The sequence below is a fragment of the Pseudomonas sp. RW407 genome, from assembly GCF_003176655.1.
Lineage (GTDB): Bacteria > Pseudomonadota > Gammaproteobacteria > Pseudomonadales > Pseudomonadaceae > Pseudomonas > Pseudomonas delhiensis.
Window position 1 is genome coordinate 386,882 of record NZ_QGSL01000106.1, and the last position, 14,634, is coordinate 401,515.

General features: G+C 68.0%; 12 protein-coding genes and 1 pseudogene. 6 read left to right on the top strand and 7 right to left on the bottom strand.

Annotation, left to right across the window (positions count from 1 at the left end):
* From DK254_RS18630 to DK254_RS35215, 4 genes and pseudogenes are all read left to right on the top strand, one after another.
* Positions 1 to 268: formyltransferase family protein (locus DK254_RS18630; RefSeq protein WP_305888130.1), on the top strand; the 268-nt coding region annotated here is incomplete at its 5' end.
* A gap of 25 nt (positions 269 to 293) precedes the next feature.
* Positions 294 to 1,664 carry an NAD(P)/FAD-dependent oxidoreductase gene (locus DK254_RS18635; RefSeq protein ID WP_109934969.1) on the top strand — a complete coding sequence of 457 codons (1,371 nt, stop codon included), beginning with the start codon at positions 294 to 296 and terminating at the stop codon, positions 1,662 to 1,664.
* Positions 1,665 to 1,713: 49 nt separating this feature from the next.
* Entirely contained in the window at positions 1,714 to 4,059 is a 2,346-nt protein-coding gene (locus DK254_RS18640) for a DUF1989 domain-containing protein (protein WP_109934970.1), read from the top strand.
* Between the two features lie 458 nt (positions 4,060 to 4,517).
* Positions 4,518 to 5,096, top strand: a pseudogene (locus DK254_RS35215) (PAS domain-containing methyl-accepting chemotaxis protein); the annotation flags it as partial.
* 379 nt (positions 5,097 to 5,475) lie between these two features.
* On the opposite strand, the gene DK254_RS18650 reads toward DK254_RS35215, so the two are convergent.
* From DK254_RS18650 to glnT, 7 genes are all read right to left on the bottom strand, one after another.
* Positions 5,476 to 5,817 (bottom strand): multidrug efflux SMR transporter, encoded by a 342-nt coding sequence (locus tag DK254_RS18650; protein ID WP_109934972.1) that lies wholly within the window; start codon positions 5,815 to 5,817, stop codon positions 5,476 to 5,478.
* Positions 5,818 to 5,884: 67 nt separating this feature from the next.
* Complete coding sequence (locus tag DK254_RS18655) at positions 5,885 to 6,223, bottom strand: P-II family nitrogen regulator (protein WP_089392355.1); 339 nt, start codon at positions 6,221 to 6,223, stop codon at positions 5,885 to 5,887.
* A gap of 11 nt (positions 6,224 to 6,234) precedes the next feature.
* Positions 6,235 to 7,554, bottom strand: a complete 1,320-nt coding sequence (locus DK254_RS18660) for an ammonium transporter (RefSeq protein ID WP_109934973.1) — start codon at positions 7,552 to 7,554, stop codon at positions 6,235 to 6,237.
* Positions 7,555 to 8,234: 680 nt separating this feature from the next.
* Positions 8,235 to 9,560 carry an FMN-binding glutamate synthase family protein gene (locus DK254_RS18665; protein ID WP_089392357.1) on the bottom strand — a complete coding sequence of 442 codons (1,326 nt, stop codon included), beginning with the start codon at positions 9,558 to 9,560 and terminating at the stop codon, positions 8,235 to 8,237.
* 20 nt (positions 9,561 to 9,580) lie between these two features.
* Entirely contained in the window at positions 9,581 to 10,255 is a 675-nt protein-coding gene (locus DK254_RS18670) for a protein glxC (RefSeq protein WP_089392358.1), read from the bottom strand.
* A gap of 34 nt (positions 10,256 to 10,289) precedes the next feature.
* Positions 10,290 to 11,195, bottom strand: a complete 906-nt coding sequence (locus DK254_RS18675) for a glutamine amidotransferase family protein (RefSeq protein ID WP_109934974.1) — start codon at positions 11,193 to 11,195, stop codon at positions 10,290 to 10,292.
* 91 nt (positions 11,196 to 11,286) lie between these two features.
* The gene (gene glnT, locus DK254_RS18680; protein WP_109934975.1) at positions 11,287 to 12,621 is read right to left on the bottom strand and encodes a type III glutamate--ammonia ligase; all 1,335 of its coding nucleotides are present in this window, start codon (positions 12,619 to 12,621) and stop codon (positions 11,287 to 11,289) included.
* A 287-nt stretch (positions 12,622 to 12,908) separates the two neighbouring features.
* On the opposite strand from glnT, the gene DK254_RS18685 reads away from it, so the two are divergent.
* Both DK254_RS18685 and DK254_RS18690 read left to right on the top strand, forming a co-directional pair.
* Positions 12,909 to 13,502: a cupin domain-containing protein gene (locus DK254_RS18685; RefSeq protein WP_009622552.1), complete on the top strand. Its 594-nt coding sequence runs from the start codon at positions 12,909 to 12,911 to the stop codon at positions 13,500 to 13,502.
* Between the two features lie 587 nt (positions 13,503 to 14,089).
* The coding region (locus tag DK254_RS18690; RefSeq protein ID WP_305888131.1) for a formyltransferase family protein at positions 14,090 to 14,634 on the top strand (545 nt) is incomplete at its 3' end.

The following is a 14,634-nucleotide window of genomic DNA, read 5'->3' on the forward strand; positions in this document are numbered from 1 at the left end:
GCCCGGCTTCAAGGGCGCCAAGCCCTACCACCAGGCCTACGAACGCGGCGTGAAGCTGATCGGCGCCACCGCGCACTACGTCACCAGCGACCTCGACGAGGGCCCGATCATCGAGCAGGAAGTACAGCGCGTGGACCACGCCTACAGCCCCGAGGCGCTGGTCGCCATCGGCCGCGCCACCGAGACCGTCGCCCTCTCCCGGGCGCTCAAGTACCACCTGCAGCACCGCGTGTTCATCAACCGCGACAAGACCGTGATCTTCTCCTGACAACTACGAACGTGGAGCACCGGACATGAAGCAAAGAGTCGCCATCATCGGCGCCGGCCCCAGCGGCCTGGCCCAGCTGCGCGCCTTCCAGTCGGCGAAGGAAAAAGGCGCCGACATTCCCGAACTGGTCTGCTTCGAGAAGCAGGCCGACTGGGGCGGCATGTGGAACTACACCTGGCGCACCGGCCTGGACGAGCACGGCGAGCCGGTGCACGGCAGCATGTACCGCTACCTCTGGTCCAACGGGCCGAAGGAATGCCTGGAGTTCGCCGACTACAGCTTCGACGAGCACTTCGGCCGGCCCATGGGCTCCTACCCGCCGCGCGAGGTGCTCTGGGACTACATCAAGGGCCGCGTGGTCAAGGCCGGCGTGCGCCCCTACATCCGCTTCAACACCACGGTGCGCAACGTCACCTGGGACGAGGCCAGCGGCACCTTCGAGGTCACCGCCCACAGCTACGACGACGACCGCACCTACAGCGAGGCCTTCGACTACGTGGTGGTCGCCAGCGGCCACTTCTCCACGCCCAACGTGCCCTACTTCGACGGCTTCGAGAGCTTCGCCGGGCGCGTGCTGCACGCCCACGACTTCCGCGACGCCCTGGAATTCCAGGGCAAGGACGTGCTCATCGTCGGCGGCAGCTACTCGGCCGAGGACATCGGCTCGCAGTGCTTCAAGTACGGCGCGCGCTCCATCACCAGCTGCTACCGCAGCGCCCCGATGGGCTACAAGTGGCCGGAGAACTGGGAGGAAAAGCCGCTGCTCACCCGCGTCAAGGGCAGCACCGCCTTCTTCGCCGACGGCAGCAGCAAGCGCGTCGACGCCATCATCCTGTGCACCGGCTACAAGCACCACTTCCCCTTCCTGCCCGAGGAGCTGCGGCTGAAGACCGACAACCGCCTGTGGCCGCTGAACCTCTACAAGGGCGTGTTCTGGGAGCAGAACCCGCGGCTGATCTACCTCGGCATGCAGGACCAGTGGTACAGCTTCAACATGTTCGACGCCCAGGCCTGGTACGCCCGCGACGTCATCCTCGGGCGCATCGCCCTGCCGGAGCCGGCGCTGATGCGCGCCGAGGACCTGGCCTGGCGCCAGGAGGAGGAAACCCTGGAGAACGCCCGGCAGATGTTCGAGTTCCAGGGCGAGTACATCCGCCAGCTGATCGAGGCCACCGACTACCCCAGCTTCGACATCGCCGAGGTGAACAACACCTTCCTGCAATGGAAGCAGGACAAGTACGAAAACATCATGGGCTACCGCGACAAGTGCCACCGCTCGCTGATCACCGGCACCCTCGCCACGCCGCACCACACGCCCTGGCTGCAGGCCCTGGACGATTCGCTGGAGGCCTACCTGGCCGACCAGCCGGTGGACCAGCTCAGGAAAGCCCTCTGAGCCCTCTCCCGGGGCGGCCCCGCCGCCCCGCCCTGCGTGGAGCACGACCATGAACCTGCCCGTGACGAGCCGCCCCCTGGAGCCGGCCCTGTTCGCCCGCGCCCCGGCGCTGGAGCGCCACCGCGTCGCCCCCGGCGGCCTGACCGTGCTGGCCCTGGAAGCCGGCGACCGCCTGCAGGTCGTCGACCTGGAAGGCGACCAGGCCGCCGAGCTGCTGGCCTTCACCACCGACGGCCGGCCGGCGCTGGCCGAACTCGGCCTGGCGCCCAGCCCCGGCGCCGCCTTCATCCACCACCTGATGCACGACGGCAGCCGCGAGGCCGCCCACGTCAGCGCCGGCCTGGTGCGGCGCGGCGTCGACTGCCGCCACCTGCCGAGCGCCGCGCGGCTGTGGGAGAGCGGTGCGCCGGCCGGCTACAGCCGCACACTCGACGCCGGTGCGGCGCTGCTGGTGCTGGTCGCCGCCCCCGGCGGACGCACGGCGGTGGACAGCCAGGCGCGGGCCAGCGAGCTGCGCCTGCTGGTGCACCGCGCCAACCCGCGCCAGGTGCTCGCCCCGCCGCTGCCGGCGCCGTTGGGCGAGGTGCTGGACGAATTCACCATCCGCCCCGGCACAGCCAACGCCTACACAGTCGCCGCCGGGCAATACATCCAGGTGCTCGACGTCGCCGGCCGGCAGTGCTCGGACTTCGTCGCCTTCGACCGCCGCGGCCTGGACGCCGGCCGCGAGATCGACCTCGACCCCACCGTCACCCGCACCCTCAACGGCAACGCCTACCCCGGCCCGGGCCTGTACAGCCGCTTCTACGACCGCGACCTGCAGCCGATGCTGGAGGTGCTGCGCGACACCGTGGGCCGCCACGACACCTTCGCCCTGGCCTGCACCGCGCGCTACTACGAGGCCCAGGGCTACTTCGGCCACGCCAACTGCAGCGACAATCTCAGCCGCGCCCTCGCCGCCCACGGCGTGCGCGGCCGCGCCGGCTGGCCGGCGATCAACTTCTTCTTCAACACCGGGGTGGACGCGCACCAGCAGCTGACCCTCGACGAGCCCTGGTCGCGCCCCGGCGACTACGTGCTGCTGCGCGCCATGACCGACCTGGTCTGCGCCAGCAGCTCCTGCCCCGACGACATCGACCCGGCCAACGGCTGGCAGCCCACCGACATCCACGTCCGCGTGTACAGCGAAAAGGAGCGTTTCAGTATCGCCATGGCCAACCGCAAGACGCCCGACGCCGACCCGGTGCTGACCCGCGAAAGCGGCTTCCACCCCGGCACCTCCGCCCTCACCCGGCAGTTCGTCGACTACCGCGGCTTCTGGACGCCGACCCATTTCGACGGCTACGGCGCCATCGAGGAGTACCACGGCTGCCGCGAGAAGGTGGCGGTGATGGACCTTTCCGCCCTGCGCAAGTTCGAGGTGCTGGGCCCCGACGCCGAGGCACTGCTGGACTACTGCCTGACCCGCGACGTGCGCAAGCTCGCGGTGGGCCAGGTGGTCTACTCGGCCATGTGCTACGAGCACGGCGGCATGCTCGACGACGGCACCCTGCTGCGCCTGGGGCCGGACGCCTTCCGCTGGATCGGCGGCGAGGACTACGCCGGCGACTGGCTGCGCGAGCAGGCGCAGAAGCTGGGCATGAAGGTGTGGGTGAAGAGCGCTTCCGAGCAGATCCACAACATCGCCGTGCAGGGCCCGCTGGCCCGCGAACTGCTCAAGGGCATGGTGTGGACGCCGGGCACCCAGCCGAAGCTGGAGGACCTGGGCTGGTTCCGCTTCCTCAGCGGCCGCCTGGACGACTACAACGGCCCGCCGCTGATGGTCTCGCGTACCGGCTACACCGGCGAGCTGGGCTACGAGCTATGGTGCCACCCGAGCGACGCCATGGCCGTGTGGAACCGCCTGTGGCAACTGGGCGAGCCCCTGGGCCTGGTGCCCCTGGGCCTGCATGCGCTGGACACGCTGCGCATCGAGGCCGGGCTGGTGTTCGCCGGCTACGAGTTCGACGACCAGACCGACCCCTTCGAGGCCGGCATCGGCTTCTGCGTGCCGCTGAAGACCAAGCAGGCCGACTTCATCGGCAAGGATGCCCTGCTAAGGCGCAGCGCCAACCCGCAACGCCGCCTGGTGGGGCTGGAACTGGAGGGTAACGAGACGGCGCACCACGGCGACTGCGTGCACGTCGGCCGCGCCCAGGTGGGCGTAATCACCAGCGCCACCCGCTCGCCGCTGCTGGGCAGGAACATCGCCCTGTGCAGGCTGGACGTGGGTTACTGCGAGCCGGGCACGCCGGTGCAGGTCGGCAAGCTCGACGGCCAGCAGAAGCGCATCCCCGCGCGGGTGGCCGCCGGCACCGTGGCCTACGACCCGCAGAAGAGCCGCGTGCGCGCCTGAGGCGCTTTCTGGAGTGGCTTTTGCAAGGCTGCAGCCAGACACGTCGCTCGCAGCCCCAGGAGGAAAGGCCGATGTGGTTCAGCAAGGCATCCCGCAACCTGGCCGAGGAACTCGGCCAGTGGCTCGACCAGCTTCCCAGCGCACCGGACACGGCGCCCCCGCGGCACTGCGAACCGCGCCTGCGTAGCAGCCTGGAGCGCCTGCAGAGCGGCTGGCACGAACTGTTGAGCTTCCGCCAGCACGCCGAACGCCAGGCGCCGCCGCCCTGCAGCGCCGAGGAATACGCCGCGCTGACGAAACGCCTGGCCCAGGCCGAACAGCAGAACCTGCAATTGCGCGGCGAGCTGGAACAGCAGCAGGGCCAGTTGACGGCCCTGGAGGCCGAGCGCCGCCAATGGCAGGAGGAACGCGAGGTCTGGGAGCTGACCCAGCGCACCCTCACCGAGGGCTGCTGGGCGATGAACGTGGTCAACGGCGACCCCGACCACCCGCACAACCTGATCCGCTGGTCCGAGCAGTTCCGCGAGCTGATCGGCTACCGGCGCGAGGAGTTCCCCGACGGCTGGGACAGCTACTTCGGCGTGGTCAACCCGGACGACCTGAAGACGGTCATGCAGACCTTCAACGCCGCCATGGCCGACGCCAGCGGCGACGGTTCCTACGCAGTGGAATACCGCATGCGCCACAAGACCCGCGGCGAGGTCTGGTTCCGCGAACGCGGCCGCTGCCTGCGCGACGGCCGCGGTCGGCTGGTGTACGTCACCGGCGCGGTGCGCGAGATCAGCGACGAGAAAGCCGCCGCGGCCCTGCACGAACGCGAGCAGGCGAACATCCAGGCCACCTACGGGCAGATCGCCCAGGTGGCCGGGGTGATCCGCGGCATCGCCGAACAGACCAACCTGCTGGCCCTCAACGCCGCCATCGAAGCCGCCCGCGCCGGCGACCAGGGCCGCGGCTTCGCCGTGGTGGCCGACGAGGTGCGCAACCTGGCGCGGCGCACCCAGGAGTCGGTGCAGCAGATCCAGGCGATGCTGCAGCAGCACTGAACTGGCAGGGCGCACGCTTTTCGTAGGATCGAGGGGGCGCCTAGCTCTTGCTCGCGAACGGTGCTCGCCGGCAGCAGCTGTGCTTGAGATGAACGCCGTCCCCTCTCCCCAGCCCTCTCCCTTCAGGGAGAGGGGGCCGTTCGGCGTGCGCTGCAAGTATGGCCTCAGCCGGAAATGGCAGGAGTGCTCTGATGTTCCAGACGGCAGAGGACAGTCCCCTCTCCCTTCAGGGAGAGGGTTAGGGAGAGGGCGCTCTCAACCCCAGCACCTCCGTCCCCCCCTGTAGGAGCGGGCCCTGCCCGCGATTTCGCGCGCAGGGCGCGCTCCTACATGGCAATGGCGCGAATGGGACAGCATCCACGATGGCCTCCTACGCCACCTGCCCTCCCCCCACCAGCTTCAGCCCGACGATCCCACCCACGATCATCACCAGGCACAACGCCTTCAACGCCCCCAGCGGTTCGCCGAGGAACAGGCTGCCGTAGGCCACCGTCCCCAGGGTGCCGATGCCCACCCACACGGCGTAGGCCAGGCCCAGCGGCAGCTCGCGCACGGACAGGCTCAGCAGGTAGATGCTCAGCGCCAGGAACACCCCGCAGTACAGGCTCGGCCCTAGCCGGGTGAAGCCTTCGGTGCGGGGGATGATCGAGGCGTAGAGCACTTCGCAGAGCCCCGCCAGGACCAGGTAGCCCCAGCCGTTCAACCAGGCCATCGGTCATTTCTCCTTTCCCAAAAAGAACGCCGACGCGGGGGCGTCGGCGCAGGGTGGCGCGAGGGGCTCAGACGGCGTCTTCGCCCAGCTCGCCGGTGCGGATGCGCACGATGCTCTCCAGGTCCTGGACGAACACCTTGCCGTCGCCGATCTTGCCGGTGCGCGCCGCCTTGAGGATGGCGTCGACGGCGGCCTGGCACAGGGCGTCGGCGACCACCACTTCCAGCTTCACCTTGGGCAGCAGCTCCACGACGTACTCGGCGCCCCGGTAGACCTCCGAATGGCCCTTCTGCCGGCCGTAGCCCTTGACCTCGGTGGCGGTCACGCCGTGCACGCCGGCCTCGGTCAGCGCCAGGCGCACGTCGTCCAGGCGGAACGGCTTGATGATCGCGGTGATGAGTTTCATGGCAGCGATCCTCAGTTGGAGTACTTGTAGCCGACTTCGCCGTGGGCGGAGAGGTCCAGCCCATCCACCTCGGCTTCCTCGTCCACGCGCAGCCCACCGCACAGCGCCGCGGCCACCTTGAAGGCGACCAGGCTGGTGATGGCCGAGAAGCCGATGCTGAACAGCAGCACGCCGCCATTGACCAGCAACTGGTCGAACAGCCCGCGGCCCTCGGGGAAGCCCTGGCCGCCGATGGCGCTGAGGGCGAACACCGGGGTCAGCAGGCCGCCGAGGATGCCAGCCACGCCGTGCACGCCGAACACGTCGAAGGCGTCGTCCAGGCCGATCATCGGCTTGAGCTTGTCCACCGACCAGACGCACACCGGGCCTGCGATCAGGCCGAGCAGGATGGCGCCCATGGGGCCGACGTAGCCGCAGGCCGGGGTGATCGCCACCAGCCCGGCGATGGCGCCGGAGACCGCGCCGAACAGGCTCGGCCGGCCCTTGTGCTGCCACTCCACCAGCATCCAGGCCAGGGCGCCGGCGCAGCTGGCGAGCATGGTGTTGACCATCACCAGCATGGCGAAGCCGCTGGCGGCCAGCGCGCAGCCGCCGCAGAAGCCCAGCCAGCCCACCCACAGCAGCGAGCCGCCGGTGAGCGTCATGGTCATGTTGTGCGGCGCCAGGGTGGCGGTGCCGAAGCCGCGGCGGCGGCCCAGCAGCCAGGCGCCCACCAGCGAGGCGATGCCGACGTTGAGGTGCACCACGTTGCCGCCGGCGAAGTCCTGCACGCCCAGGTTGAACACCCAGCCGCCGCCCCAGGCCATGTGCGCCATGGGGATGTAGTTGATGGTCAGCCACACCGCCATGAACACCATGACCGCACCGAACTTCATGCGCTCGGCGAAGGCGCCGACGATGATCGCCGGGGTGATGGCGGCGAACAGCAGCATGAACAGGAAGTACAGGTACTCGGGGATGGTGCCGACCACCGAGTCCTTGGTGATGCCGACCATGAACAGCTTGTCCAGGCCGCCGATCACCGACTGCAGCGCGCCGCCGTCGGTGAAGGTCAGGCTGTAGCCGTAGACGGCGAACAACACCGACATCAGCGACGCGGTGCAGAACACCTGCATGAGGATCGACAGCACGTTCTTGGTCCGCGCCATGCCGCCGTAGAACAGCGCCAGGCCCGGCAGGGTCATCAGCAGCACCACCAGCGAGCAGAGCGCGACGAAGGCGGTGTCGCCGCTGTTGATCGCCGGCGGCGCCTCGTCCGCCAGGGCGGCGACACTGCCGAACAGCAGGGAAAGGCCCAACATACTGCGGCTCACATGTGAAAACCGGATCATTGCCTGTTGCCTCCAACCGACGGGGACGGGGCCGGCCCGCGGTCGGATGCACGGGCCGGCGTTTCGAGCGCCCTGGGCAGGTGGACGGGCCGCAGCCAGTGCCTTCCTGTAGGGCAACTTTATTTCCTTATAGGCATAGCAATTGGCCTGCCAAGGCCCGTCGGGGGCGGCCAATTTTTGCTATGTGGTTGAATGGAAAGGGTTTGTTTTGGCAGGCGGGTAAGCGGGCCGAGGCCCTGATCGGCAGGTCGCGCATTTTCTTGGTGCGAATTTGAATTTCCTGCCAGGCAATATGGCAGCCCTGTCTGGCGTTGGTGCGGGGCTCGGCAAATCGCGGATAAGATCCGCTCCGCCACCCCACCGCACCATCCCCTGTAGGAGCGCGCCCTGCGCGCGATTTCGCGGGCAGGGCCCGCTCCTACAATTGCCATGAGGCACGGTACCCCGTAGGGCGCATAACCGTTCGCGGTTATCCGCCGTTGACCGGAACACCGGTGCCCGGGGCTGCCGACGAATACGGCTCCTCGCAGGATGGGTGGAGCGAAGCGATACCCATCCTGCGGAAGACGCCACCGAGCGCCCAGGAACCGTAGGAGCGGACTCCGTCCGCGATGTCCCCTGCCGGAGAAAACAAAAAGGCCGGCGATCGCTCGCCGGCCTTCGGTATCACCCGCTGGGGCTCAGTACTGCACCTGCCCCGGCACCCAGCTGGTGCCGGCCAGCGGCACGCGGGCCATGGCCGCGGCTTCCACGGTCAGGGCCACCAGGTCCTCGGGGTCGAGGTTGTGCAGGTGCGACTTGCCGCAGGCGCGGGCCATGGTCTGGGCCTCCAGCACCAGCACCCGCAGGTAGTTGGCCAGGCGGCGGCCGGCTTCCACCGGGTCCAGGCGCCTGGACAGCTCCGGGTCCTGGGTGGTGATGCCGGCCGGGTCGCGGCCGTTCTGCCAGTCGTCGTAGAAACCGGCGGCCGAGCCGATCTTCCTCAGCTCCTCGTCCAGGCGCGGGTGGTTGTCGCCCAGGGCCACCAGCGCGGCGGTGCCGATGGCCACCGCGTCGGCGCCCAGGGCCATGGCCTTGGCCACGTCGGCGCCGTTGCGGATGCCGCCGGAGACGATCAGCTGCACCTGGCGGTGCATGCCCATCTCCTGCAGCGCCTGCACCGCCTGGGGAATGGCCGGCAGGATGGGAATGCCGACGTGCTCGATGAACACTTCCTGGGTGGCCGCGGTGCCGCCCTGCATGCCGTCGAGGACGATCACGTCGGCGCCGGCCTTCACCGCCAGCTTGACGTCGTAGTACGGGCGGCTGGCGCCGATCTTCACGTAGATGGGCTTCTCCCAGTCGGTGATCTCGCGCAGCTCGGCGATCTTGATCGCCAGGTCGTCCGGGCCGGTCCAGTCCGGGTGGCGGCAGGCGCTGCGCTGGTCGACGCCGATCGGCAGGGTGCGCATGCCGGCCACGCGCTCGGTGACCTTCATGCCCAGCAGCATGCCGCCGCCGCCCGGCTTGGCGCCCTGCCCCAGGACGATCTCGATGGCGTCGGCCTTGCGCAGGTCGTCGGGGTTCATGCCGTAGCGCGAGGGCAGGTACTGGTACACCAGGTGCCGGGACTGGCCACGCTCTTCCGGGGTCATGCCGCCGTCGCCGGTGGTGGTGCTGGTGCCGGCGATGCTGGCGCCGCGGCCCAGGGCTTCCTTGGCGTTGGCCGAGAGCGCGCCGAAGCTCATGCCGGCGATGGTCACCGGGATCTTCAGGTGGATCGGCTTCTTGGCGAAGCGGGTGCCCAGCACCACGTCGGTGCCGCATTTCTCACGGTAGCCTTCCAGCGGGTAGCGCGAGACGCTGGCGCCGAGCAGCAGCAGGTCGTCGAAGTGCGGCAGCTTGCGCTTGGTGCCGCCGCCGCGGATGTCGTAGATGCCGGTCTCGGCGGCGCGCTGGATTTCCTGGATGGTCAGGCGGTCGAAGGTGGCGGACTCGCGCAGCACCGGGGTGTTCTTCTCGCTCATGGGGGATTCCTCGCTGCGGATCAGTACGCGGATGCGTTGTCGACTTTGAAGTTGTACAGCTGGCGGGCCGAGCCGTAGCGCTTGAAGGCGGCCGGGTCCTCGTCGAAGCCGGCGCGGTTGAGCAGTTCCCTGAGTTCTTCCAGGTGCTCGGCGCGCATTTCCTTCTCGATGCAGTCCGAGCCCAGGGACTTCACCTCGCCCTTGACGTAGATGCGCACCTCGTACAGCGAGTCGCCCAGGGCGTCGCCGGCGTCGCCGCAGACCACCAGGCGCCCGGCCTGGCCCATGAAGCAGCTCATGTGGCCGATGCTGCCGCCGACCACGATGTCCACGCCCTTCATCGAGATGCCGCAGCGCGCGCCGGCGTCGCCCTCGATCACCAGCAGCCCGCCATGGGCGGTGGCGCCGGCGGCCTGGGAGGCGCTGCCCTTCACCCGCACGCTGCCGGACATCATGTTCTCCGCCACGCCCACGCCGACGTTGCCGTGCACGGTGACGCTGGCCTTCTGGTTCATGCCCGCGCAGTAGTAGCCGGCGTGGCCCTGGATATCCACGGACACCGCCTGGTCGATGCCCACGGCGAGGTTGTGCTTGCCGTCGGGGTGGGTCACCAGCCATTCGCGGTCCTGCACTTCGCCGTGCAGGGCCTGGTTCAGTTCGCGCACCGAGGCGCTGGAAAGGTCGATGGTCTTCATGCAAAGGTCTCCAGAATGTTCTGCTCGGTGCGGATCAGGCGCTTTCGCGCTCCCAGACGTAGAGGGTGGCCGGCTCCGGCTCCCAGACCCGCGCCTTGTCGATGCCCGGCAGGCTGGCCAGGGCCTGGTATTCCGAAGCCATGGCCACGTAGTCGTCGGTCTCGGCCAGCACCGCCGGCTTGCAGGCGATCGGGTCGCGGATTACGGCGAAGCCGTTGCGGGTGCCGATGGCGAAGGTGAAGAAACCGTCCAGGTCGTTCAGCGCGCCGTCCAGGGCCTGGGCCAGGCTGTCGCCCTGGCGCAGGCGCCAGGTCAGGTAGCCGGCGGCCACTTCGCTGTCGTTGTCGGTCTCGAAGGCGATGCCCTGGCGCTTGAGTTCCTGGCGCAGGCGGAAGTGGTTGGACAGCGAGCCGTTGTGCACCAGGCACAGGTCGGCGCCGGTGGAGAACGGGTGGCTGCCCTCCATGGTCACCGCGCTCTCGGTGGCCATGCGGGTGTGGCCGATGATGTGGCTGCCCTTCATGCCGGCCAGGCCGAAGCGCTGGGAGATTTCCTGCGGCAGGCCCATGCCCTTGAGGATCTCGATGCTCTGCCCGGCGCTCATGATGCGCACCGCCGGGGCCAGCTCGGCCAGGGCCTCGCGCACCGCGGCTTCGTCGCAGTGGATCTTCAGCACCGCGGCGCTGGCGTTCTGGAACCAGTCCAGCGAGCAGCCCAGGCGCGCTTCCAGGGCGCCCATCAGCTCGGCCCAGGGGTAGCCGGCGTCGCTGGCCTGCAGGGTCAGCTTGACCCAGCCGTCGGCCACCTCGTCACCGTAGATGGCGAAGCCGGCGCTGTCCGGGCCGCGGTCGGTCATGGCTTGCAGCATGGGTTCGAAGAGCTTGCCGAGCTGGCTCTCCAGCTCGGGTTTCTTCAGGTAGAGGCCTACGATTCCGCACATGGTTCGTCTCCTTCGAGGCAGCAGGCGACCGCCGCGTGGTGTTCACGGTCGCCCAGAGGGGTAAATGGGGTGCGCCCGGCGGGCGCGGCGGTCAGAAGAATTCGGTGTAGCGCTGGATCTCCCAGTCGGAGACGTGGCGGCTGTACTCCACCCACTCCATGCGCTTGAGCTTGATGAACTCGTCGACGATCTCGGCGCCGAGCACCTCGCGGAACAGCGGGTCGGCCTCCAGGGCGTCGGTGGCTTCCTTCAGCGACTGCGGCAGGGTCTTGATGCCGCGCGCGGCGATCGCTTCCAGGCTGAGGTTGTAGAGGTTCTCGTTGCACATCTCGCCCGGTTCCAGCTGGCGGTCGATGCCATCCAGGCCCGCGGCGATGATGGCGGCGGTCACCAGGTAGGGGTTGCAGCCGGCGTCGGGCAGGCGGAACTCCAGGCGGCCGTAGGGAATGCGCACCATCGCCGAGCGGTTGTTGGCGCCGTAGGCGATGAACGCCGGGGCCCAGGTGGCGCCGGACAGCGAGCGGCCCACCACCAGGCGCTTGTAGGAGTTGACCGTGGGCGCGGCGAAGGCGCACAGGGCCGGGCCATGGGCCAGCAGGCCGGCGGCGAAGTGGTAGGCCAGCTTCGACAGGCCCATGCCGCTGGGGTCGGACGGGTCATGGAAGAGGTTCTTGTTGGTCGCGCTGGCGATCGACAGGTGGAAGTGCATGCCGTTGCCGGCGCGTTTGGGGTCGGGCTTGGGCATGAACGAGCAGATCATGCCCAGGTCGTTGGCGATCTCGCCGGCGGCCATGCGGAAGAAGGTGAAGCGGTCGGCCGACTCCATGGCGTCGCTGTAGGTGTAGTTGATCTCGAACTGGCCGTTGGCGTCCTCGTGGTCGATCTGGTAGATGTCGAAGCCCACCGGCTGCAGGGCCTCGGTCAGGCGTTCGAGGAACTCGCGGGAGCGCGACAGGCCCTTGTAGTCGTAGCAGGGCTTGTCGAGGTTGTCCGAGGCGTCCACCAGTTGCAGCTTGCCCTGGGCGTCGCGGCGGAACAGGCTGAATTCCGGCTCCAGCCCGGTGTTCAGCACCCAGCCCTTGTCGGCCAGGCGCTGCACCTGCTGCTGCAGCACGAAGCGGCTGTCGTAGGGGTGCGGCTTGCCGTCGACGTGGCCGATGCAGACCACCCGGCCGTAGCCCGGCTGCCAGGGCACCGGGATCAGCGTGGCAAGGTCGCCGCGGGCCATGAAGTCCGGGCCGTGGGGCTCCATGCCCATGCCGCAGATGGCGAACCCGGCGAACCCGGCGCCCTCCTCGGCCACCGCCTTGAGGCCGGACACCGGCACCGACTTGGTCTTCGCGGCGCCGTGGATGTCGACGAACTGCGCCAGCACGTACTTGATGCCGTGCTGGTCGATGGTGCGCTGGGTTTCGGGTGGCAACATGGGGGAGCTCTCCGGTTGAATGGGCAAGGCGTTGTCGATGCCTGGGGCGGTTTGCGCCGGGGCTTTCGCCCGTCGAATTCCGCTCAGGAAACTTACTTTCCCATTAGGAATGCAATGCCAGTGCCAAGTCCGGTGCACCATGATGGATGGCAGCCACGGCGGCTTTTCTTCTGTATATATGGGAAACTAGCTTTCACTGTGGGAAAGTGGCAACGCACCACTCGCCCCTCCGCACTTTCTCAGTGCGAAACTAATATTCTTGAACCTAAACCGTGCAGGAACCCTGAATGTCGACCGAGACCCAACCGCGCCTCCGCCTGGAGCAGTACCTGGGCATGCAGATCAAGCGCCAGCGCCAGGCGCAGGAGCTCAAGCTGGCGGACGTGGCGCGCATCGCAGGGATCAGCCAGGGCATGCTGAGCAAGATCGAGAACGCCCAGGTCTCCACCAGCCTCGACACCCTGAGCCGCCTGTGCGACGTGCTCGGCATGCCGATGTCGAAACTCTTCAGCCAGTACGACCAGCCCGACGGCAACGCCCTGCTGGTGAAGGCCGGCGACGGCCTGGAAGTGGTGCGCCGGGGCACCGAGAAAGGTCACACCTACCAGTTGCTCAACCACACCCGCGGGCCGAAGAAGAACTTCGAGGCCTACATGGTCAGCATGGACGACGCCAGCGAGGAGTTCCCGACCTTCTCCCACCCCGGCACCGAGTTCCTCCACCTGCTCGAGGGCGAGCTGGTGTACCGCCACGGCAACCAGCTCTACCCCATGCAGGCCGGCGACAGCCTGACCTTCGACGGCGAGACGCCCCACGGCCCGGAAAAGCTGGTACAGGTGCCGATACGGCTGTTGTCGATCATGAACTACGGCAACGACTGAGGCGCCGGGAACCAGGCACAGTATTCCCCTGTAGGAGCGGACCTTGTCCGCGATAGCCGGAATCACCGGCGCGATTCGCGGATGAGATCCGCTCCTACGCCACCCCACCCACGCCATTCCCATTGTAGGCGCGCGCCCTGCGCGCGAATCGCGGGCAGGGCCCGCTCCTACAGATCGTCGGGAAGCACAGTATTCCTCCCCCGTAGGAGCGGACCTTGTCCGCGATAGCCGGAATCGCCGGCGCGATTCGCGGATGAAATCCGCTCCTACACCACCCCACCCACGCCATTCCCCTGTAGGAGCGAGCTTGCTCGCGAACAAATACGGTGCCATGCGGTTCGCGAGCAAGCTTGCTCCTACAACGATCCGCCAGCCCCTGCACTCCCCGACCATTCGGCCGAAAACTTTCCTGACAGGATAAAAATTTTCCCAAGGGTATGGACCCACGGATTCGCTTCGCCTATAAAAGCGCGAAAGGAAATTTATATTCCCAACAGTAAAAAATCCTTCGCCGGCGAAAGCCCCTTTCACCGCCGAACTTCCGCCCTTGCGCGCCGAGCTGCCTCCACCGATCACGAGGACCCGACATGCACCACGCCCCCAGCCACTTCATCATCCGCATCAGTTGCCCGGCGGTGTCCGGGATAGTCGCGGCGGTGACCACCTACCTGGCCGAGCAGGGTTGCTACATCAGCGAGATGGCGCAGTTCGACGACGAAGGCAACGGCCGCTTCTTCATGCGCGCCGTGTTCCGCTTCAACCAGGGCCTGGATGGCGACATCGGCAATATCGAATCCGGTTTCGCCGACGTGGCCAGCCGCTTCGACATGGACTGGAGCCTGCACAGCAGCGCCAAGCCCATGCGCGTGCTGCTGATGGTCAGCAAGTTCGACCATTGCCTGGCCGACCTGCTCTACCGCCACGCCAAGGGCGAGCTGGACATGCAGATCACCGCCATCGTCTCCAACCACCTCGACCTGCGCCCCATGGCCGAGCGCGAGGGCATCCGCTTCATCTACCTGCCGGTGACGAAAGACACCAAGGCCCAGCAGGAAGCCGAGCTGCTGAAGATCGTCGCCGAGACCGGCACCGAACTGGTGGTGCTCGCCCGCTACATGCAGATCCTCTCCGA